The following is a 7,168-nucleotide window of genomic DNA, read 5'->3' on the forward strand; positions in this document are numbered from 1 at the left end:
CTTCTTGGGTATTCTGCGAATTGAACAAAAAGCCAGAATGTATATAATAAAATACATACAAAACAAACAAAGAAAAACATTGAGGCCGCAATGATTTCGAATATTCTAGGAGGAAGAAAAATGATACCTGTTGTAGAAAAAATGGAAGTTTTCCCGGTAGCCGGACATGACTGTATGGAATTAAACCTTTCCGGCGCACATGCACCTTACTTTACAAGAAACATCGTGATCCTGACAGATTCCAACGGAGTAGAAGGTGTTGGAGAAGTTCCGGGAGGAGAGAAGATCACAAATGCACTTGAGCAGGTAAAAGACCTGGTGATCGGAACAAGCATTGCAGATTACAAACAGACGCTCAACAAGGTTCGTAAATGGCTGGATGAAAATATCAAAGATGACGTGCGTGGCTTACAGACATTCGACCTTCGTACCGGAGTACATGTAGTAACAGCAATCGAAGCACCTCTGCTTGACCTTCTCGGAAAATTCCTTGATGTGCCGGCAGCAGCTCTGATGGGTGATGGAATCCAGAGAGAAAGAGTACAGTTCTTAAGCTACCTCTTCTACATTGGAGACCGCAAAAAAACAGATCTTCCGTACGAAGAAGAACCAGATGCAGAATGCGATTGGTACCGTCTCCGTCACGAAGAAGCCCTTACACCAGAAGCAATCGTAGCACTTGCAAAAGCGACCCATGAAAAATACGGCTTCGTAGATTTCAAACTCAAAGGCGGCGTACTTGCACCGAAGGAAGAACTCAAAGCAGTTCAGGCGATCAAAAAAGCATTCCCGGATGCAAGAGTTGATCTCGACCCGAACGGCTGCTGGAGCCTCAAAGAAGCACTGGAGATCGCTCCACAGCTCAAAGAATGTCTTGCTTACTGTGAAGACCCATGCGGCGCAGAAAACGGATTCTCCGGACGTGAAGTTATGGCAGAGTTCAGACAGCTCTCCGGAATGCCGACAGCAACCAACATGATCAACACAGACTGGCGCCAGATGCATCACTGCCTGTCCCTGCAGAGCGTAGATATTCCGCTTGCAGACCCGCATTTCTGGACTATGAACGGTTCCGTTCGAGTAGGTCAGATGTGCAACGATTTCGGCATGATGTGGGGATGTCATTCCAATAATCACTTCGATGTCAGCCTTGCAATGGTCGTGCAGTGTGCAGCAGCAATCCCAGGAAAGATGAACGGAATCGACACACACTGGATCTGGCAGGAAGGACGCGAGCGTCTCACAAAACAGCCGATGAAAATCGTTGACGGATGCATTGATCTTCCGAAAAAAGGTGGACTTGGAATCGAAGTTGACCGCGAACAGGTTCTCAAAGCACACAAACTTTACATGGACAACTGTCTGGGAGCACGTGACGATGCAAAAGGCATGCAGTATCTGATCCCGGGATGGAAATTCGATAACAAGCGTCCGTGTCTCGTAAGATAAGATTTTATCAGCAAAATAGGTTATGAGGGTCTGGCGACAGATCCTCCCCCTTAAAAACTTTAGTGAATGAATATATGGAAAGAGTATGAGGAAAAAACATGTCTGAATCAACAAGAATGTTATTAGGACTGGCATTAGGAATCATCGTAATGATCGTCCTGGTAATGAAAACAAAAGTACATTCCTTCATGGCACTGCTGATTGCAGCCATGATCACAGGAATCATCGGCGGAATGCCGATCTCAGATATTACCCTCGCTGACGGCACAACTCAGACTGGTCTGATCACGGCCATTCAGGAAGGATTTGGAAGCACATTAAAGAGCACCGGTATCATCATCGGTCTTGGCGTTATGATGGGCGGTATCCTGGAGAAATCCGGAGCTGCCGAAAAAATGGCATACAGCTTTATCAAACTGATCGGTCAGAAAAACGAAGAATGGGCTCTGGCGATCACAGGATGGTTCATTTCCATTCCGGTATTTGCAGACTCCGCGATCGTAATTTTTGCACCTCTTTGCAAGGCAATGTCCAAAGTAACCGGTAAATCTGTAGTTGGACTTGCACTTTCACTGGCAGTTGGTCTTCAGCTGACACACTGTCTGGTACCTCCGACGCCTGGTCCGCTGACCGCAGCCGGAATGTTCAATGTCGATGTAGGCCAGATGATCATCGGTGGTGCACTGATCTCCATTCCGATGCTGATCGTAGTAGTTTTTTACACAAAATGGATCGGAAAGAAAATCTATCAGGTTCCGAACGATGAAGGTGGATTTGACAGAAAAGAATTCAAACAGGAATACATCAAATCCATGGATGAACTCAATGCAATGATGGATGCAAAACAGCTTCCGGGCTTCTGGGTATCTGTGGCACCGATCTTCATCCCGATCATCCTGATCCTTCTCAAAACTGTACTTGGTTTTGTTGGTATCAGCAACAGCGTAGTTGATTTCCTTGGTTCTCCGATCGTAGCACTTGGAATCGGTACACTTCTTGCAATCTACGGACTTGTTCCGAAGGAAGATAACAAAGCTGTTCTCAAGATGATGGATGACGCTATCAAAGATACCGGTATCATCATGCTGATCACAGGTGCCGGCGGATCTCTTGGAAACGTTGTAAAAGTAAGCGGTATCGGTACTGCACTTGGTGAAATGGTTACATCCTGGGCACTTCCGGCAGTTCTGATCCCGTTCATCATTGCAGCACTTATGAGGATCGCTCTCGGATCTGCAACCGTTGCAATCACAACAGCAGCATCCCTGACAGCACCACTTATGAGTGTTTTAAGCATCAGCCCGCTTCTTATGTCCCTTTCCTGCTGCGTAGGTGCGATTTCATTCTCCTACTTCAATGACAGTGGATTCTGGGTATTCAACGGAATGTTCGGACTGACAGAACTGAAAGACCAGGTTCGATGCAAGACGGCCGTATCGATGATCATGTCGGGCGTTGGTGTACTGGAACTGCTTATCGCACAGTTCTTTATCTAAAATCAATGAACAAAAATTAAAACATATAACAAGATCATTCAATCCAAAAAATATAGCAACAACGAGGAGGAAAAAACAATGGGATTTGTACCAAGAGGAATTATTCCACCAATCATCACACCACTTACAGATGACGGAGAAGTAAACTATCCAGTACTGCGTCAGATGGTCAATCATCTGATCGACAACGGCGTGCATGGTCTGTTTCCACTGGGAACGACCGGAGAGTTTTACGCATTCGATGACGATACCTATCGCAAGATCCTTGAAACAGTCAAAGATGAGACAAGAGGTCGTGTTCCGGTTTACGGCGGTGCAAACCATATCACAACAAGAGGCGTTATCCGTCTGGTAAAGATCTGCGAAGAAGTTGGCGTGGATGCAGTTTCCGTACTGACACCAATGTTTGTATCCCAGACACAGGACGAACTGTACGCTTACTATAAGGAAATCGCAGAAAGCACTTCGCTTCCGATCATCCTTTACAACAACAAACCAAAAACAAACGTAACCATTACACCGGCAACTGTTGCTAAACTTGCTGAGATCGACAACATCGTTGCAGTCAAAGACAGCACCGGTGATATGACAAATGCAGCAGAGTACATCCGTCTGACAAGAGATAACGACAATTTCCACGTACTGATGGGAAGAGATACTCTGATCCATGCAGCTCTCTGCTATGGAGCAACAGGCGCGATCGCATCCTGTGCAAACGTAGCTCCACGTATCGCAGCTGATATCTACGACAAATTTATGGAAGGTGATCTCAAGGGATCTTTGGATGCACAGTTTGAACTGGCACCGCTCCGTATCGCATGCGGTATGGGTACTTTCCCGGCTGTTATTAAGGAAGGGCTTGTACAGCAGGGCATCCCGGTTGGCAAGTGCCTGGCACCGATCGGCGAGCTGACACCAGAAGAGAAGGAGAAACTTCATCAGGTTCTGGTTGACATGAAGCTTGTTTGATGATATAAAATCTCCAGATAAATAAAAAGGCAGGAATGTAAAATGCGGGTTTTCTACGAAGAAATAAAAGAAAAATTACAGAGCATTCTTGTGAAAAATGGTTTCGATGAGAAACGTGCAGAGGAATCGGCGAAGAATTTCGCCGATTCTTCTTTAGATGGAGTGTATTCTCATGGCTACCAGCGTTTTCCAAGAGTGATCGATTATATTCAGAAAGGCTACATTGACGTAAATGCAGTGCCGGAAAAAATCACCGGCTTTGGTGCCGTGGAACGATGGGACGGCCATCTGGGAATGGGAAATCTCAATGCAAAAATGGCAATGCAGCGTGCGGTAGAACTGGCGGCACAGCTTGGGATCGGTATGGTGGCGATGTCCAATACCAATCACTGGATGCGCGGCGGTGCCTACGGATGGCAGGCAGCGGAAGCAGGATGTATCGGAATCTGCTGGACAAATACCTGTCCAAACATGCCGGCATGGGGAGCCATTGATGGAAGGATCGGAAATAATCCATTTGTTCTGGCTGTTCCGGATCAGAATGGAGAGCATGTTGTTGTTGATACTGCGATGGCACAGTATTCTTACGGCAAGCTTTCTGTATGTAGGCAGAATGGAGAAAAACTTCCTTATCCGGGTGGTTACGATGAGGAAGGCAGCCTGACCTGCGACCCGGCAGCCATCGAAAAAACAAGAAGAGTCGTCCCGATCGGCTACTGGAAAGGTTCTGGCCTCTCGATCGTACTGGATCTGATCGGCGGGATACTCACACTCGGAAGAACTGTGACAAAAGTAGGACAGGAATGCGAATCGGAATACGGCCTGACGCAGGTATTCATCGCGATCCGCCCGGAAGTCCTGAATCAGGATCCAGACAAAGCACAGGAAATCTTAAACGAGACACTGAAAGATATCCAGGCTTCCATTCCGGAAAAAGAAGGACATACCGTCCGATATCCAGGACAGGGAACACTCATCCGACGCAGGGAAAATCTGAAGAACGGAATCCCGGTCAACGAGGAAATATGGAAAAAAATATGTGAATTATAAATAGCACAATAAAACTCCGGTCATGAAGAAATTTGTGACCGGAGTTTTGAACATATCAGGGTGTTTTTACAGGAAGCGTTGTTTCGCGATGAATCAATACCGGTGGAATGATCTGGTGGACTGGTTCGGAAGAAAGTGCAGGTTTCCTTTTGTGGCTTTCTTTGATCTGAACGTTCAGGATTTCCATAGCAGCAGCGGCAATCTTGTCGATCTGCTGTCCAACCGTACTGATCGGAACGATGGCCTCTCTTGAGACAGGAGAGTCATCAAAACCGATGAGCTTATAATCATCAGGAAGCTTTCCATATCGCCGGATCAGATGATGAAGTACGATATTGGCAAAAGTATCGTTTGGAAGAAAGATTCCCTTGGTTTTGCCGGTATATCTGATATCAATATCGTCAATCAGGTTCTTGAGAATCTGGGACGTTTCTTCATAACTGTGTCCTGTATCGGTAAGGATCAGTTCATGTGGGATTTGGTATTCTTTACAGATATCAGTAAATCCTTTGATACGTCCGTAGGATGGAATCTGCGAAGAAAACTCTGCGTTAATATGAATGAGTACATCAGCTCCGGTTTTTGCCAGAAGACTGGTTGCCTGCACCCCGCCCATGTAGTTGTCTGTATTGACACTGCTGACATACTGATCTTCTCTTTCGATTGTTACGATAGGAATATTATAGGAGGCGAGTTCACGGGATGGTATCGTATGACTGAGAATGATCATTCCTTCAATCTTGTAGGAAAGGAGCTCCTGGATATATTTTCGCTCATTTGTCTCCTGGTCATCTCCTGTGAATACAAGAAACTTGTAGCCAAAAGTTTCGTAAGTTTTTAATATCTGGTTCAGAACTTCAGAATAGTAGTGCATATAGAGGTTTGGGATGATAACCCCGATAAATTCTGTTTTTCCGTTTGCGAGGATCCTCGCAACTTTATTTTCTTTATAGTTTAATTTCTCAAGAGCATCCGCAATGATCTGCTGGTTTTCCAGGGTAAGAGAGTCCGGATTATTGAAATATCTGGAAATCGTTGTTTTGGAAAAACCGGTATATTTTGCAATATCGCTGAAAGTTATATTTTTTTTCCCCATAATAACAGAAGAGTCCTTTCAATAAAAAAACTGAATAGTATTATACTGCTTAAGAGTATAACAGAAATTGTGGTTTATAACAAGGACAAGCAATACAGAAGTGGTTAAGTAACCGGTTTTGTAAAAAATCAACAAAGGAAAAATACAGAATTTGTATATATCAATGAAAAAATAAGAGAATACTTGACGAAATTATATTCTGATGATATTATCAATTTATAAAGTAACCGGTTACTTTACCGGTTACACAAACAGCAGAAAGGAAAAGGAGGAGAACATGAAAAAAACAAAACTGATTCTTCTTGCCGGTCTGGCAATGGCAGTCAGTATGACGGGATGCCAGAAAAAGGAAGTAAAGCCTGGCGATGTGGCAGGATACGATGAGGGCGAACAGTATCTTTCTATATGGGTACACAGTATTGAGGATACTCCGGAAGGACAGGTTTACAGGGAATCTGTAGACAGTTTTAACGAGAAATATAATGGCAAATATTTTGCAGATATTGAATTTATTCCGAGAAATGACAGCGGCGGCGGATATTCGGATAAGGTAAATTCATCGGTGCTCTCAGGAGGACTTCCGGATGTTCTTACACTGGACGGACCGAATGTTGCTGCATATGCAGAGAACGGTATCATCCAACCTCTGGCAGACCTGACAGAGGAGGAGAGGGGCGAGTATCTGGAATCCATTCTGGAGCAGGGAACTTATGATGACAAGCTCTATGCACTTGGAGTCATGGAATCCAGTGTAGGCCTTTATTACAATAAAGATATTCTTGAGGAGGCCGGGATTGAAGTGCCGGATGCCGACCATCCATGGACAAGAACGGAATTTATGGATATTCTGGCAAAACTGAAGCCAATAATGGATGAGAAGAAGGGATATCCGATTGATATGACTTTCCCGGTAGGTGAAGCAAGTATTTATTATTATGCACCATTTATCTGGGCAAATGGCGGCAATCTGGTAAGTGATGATGGAATGACTGTAGATGGATATTTTAATTCAGAGAAAAACGTTGAGGTTATGAATTATTTCCATCAGATTGTAGAGAACAAATATATGTCAGAAGCTCCGGTCGAAAAGCTTTTTGAAAGCGGAAGA

Annotated in this window: 6 protein-coding genes; 5 read left to right on the plus strand and 1 reads right to left on the minus strand. The window is 44.7% G+C overall.

Going from position 1 to position 7,168, the window contains the following annotated elements; all coding sequences use genetic code 11:
* The first annotated feature begins 120 nt into the window (after positions 1-120).
* The 4 genes from QZL69_RS13580 (at position 121) to yiaK (ending at position 4,964) form a co-directional block, all read left to right on the plus strand.
* A complete protein-coding gene (locus QZL69_RS13580; RefSeq protein ID WP_118252046.1) occupies positions 121-1,449 on the plus strand; it encodes an enolase C-terminal domain-like protein in 1,329 nt (442 codons plus the stop codon).
* Positions 1,450-1,547: 98 nt separating this feature from the next.
* Positions 1,548-2,945 carry a GntP family permease gene (locus QZL69_RS13585; protein ID WP_022215737.1) on the plus strand — a complete coding sequence of 466 codons (1,398 nt, stop codon included), beginning with the start codon at positions 1,548-1,550 and terminating at the stop codon, positions 2,943-2,945.
* A gap of 78 nt (positions 2,946-3,023) precedes the next feature.
* The gene (locus QZL69_RS13590; protein WP_022215738.1) at positions 3,024-3,914 is read left to right on the plus strand and encodes a dihydrodipicolinate synthase family protein; all 891 of its coding nucleotides are present in this window, start codon (positions 3,024-3,026) and stop codon (positions 3,912-3,914) included.
* Positions 3,915-3,956: 42 nt separating this feature from the next.
* Positions 3,957-4,964 carry a 3-dehydro-L-gulonate 2-dehydrogenase gene (gene yiaK, locus QZL69_RS13595; protein WP_022215739.1) on the plus strand — a complete coding sequence of 336 codons (1,008 nt, stop codon included), beginning with the start codon at positions 3,957-3,959 and terminating at the stop codon, positions 4,962-4,964.
* A 55-nt stretch (positions 4,965-5,019) separates the two neighbouring features.
* Here the strand turns inward: yiaK and QZL69_RS13600 are convergent, their stop codons facing one another.
* Positions 5,020-6,060 carry a LacI family DNA-binding transcriptional regulator gene (locus tag QZL69_RS13600; RefSeq protein WP_022215740.1) on the minus strand — a complete coding sequence of 347 codons (1,041 nt, stop codon included), beginning with the start codon at positions 6,058-6,060 and terminating at the stop codon, positions 5,020-5,022.
* A gap of 277 nt (positions 6,061-6,337) precedes the next feature.
* Here QZL69_RS13600 and QZL69_RS13605 point away from each other — a divergent pair.
* A partial coding sequence (locus QZL69_RS13605; RefSeq protein ID WP_291519819.1) for an ABC transporter substrate-binding protein occupies positions 6,338-7,168 on the plus strand: 831 nt, incomplete at its 3' end.

It is taken from the genome of Blautia sp. CAG:237 (genome assembly GCF_000436615.1).
Classification (GTDB): domain Bacteria; phylum Bacillota; class Clostridia; order Lachnospirales; family Lachnospiraceae; genus Blautia_A; species Blautia_A intestinihominis.

What these genes read in the sequence shown, in the direction of transcription:
- yiaK (WP_022215739.1), top strand. Translation starts at nt 3,957, where the DNA reads ATGCGGGTTTTCTACGAAGAAATAAAAGAAAAATTACAGAGCATTCTT.
- QZL69_RS13590 (WP_022215738.1), top strand. Translation starts at nt 3,024, where the DNA reads ATGGGATTTGTACCAAGAGGAATTATTCCACCAATCATCACACCACTT.
- QZL69_RS13580 (WP_118252046.1), top strand. Translation starts at nt 121, where the DNA reads ATGATACCTGTTGTAGAAAAAATGGAAGTTTTCCCGGTAGCCGGACAT.
- QZL69_RS13600 (WP_022215740.1), bottom strand. Translation starts at nt 6,060, where the DNA reads ATGGGGAAAAAAAATATAACTTTCAGCGATATTGCAAAATATACCGGT.
- QZL69_RS13585 (WP_022215737.1), top strand. Translation starts at nt 1,548, where the DNA reads ATGTCTGAATCAACAAGAATGTTATTAGGACTGGCATTAGGAATCATC.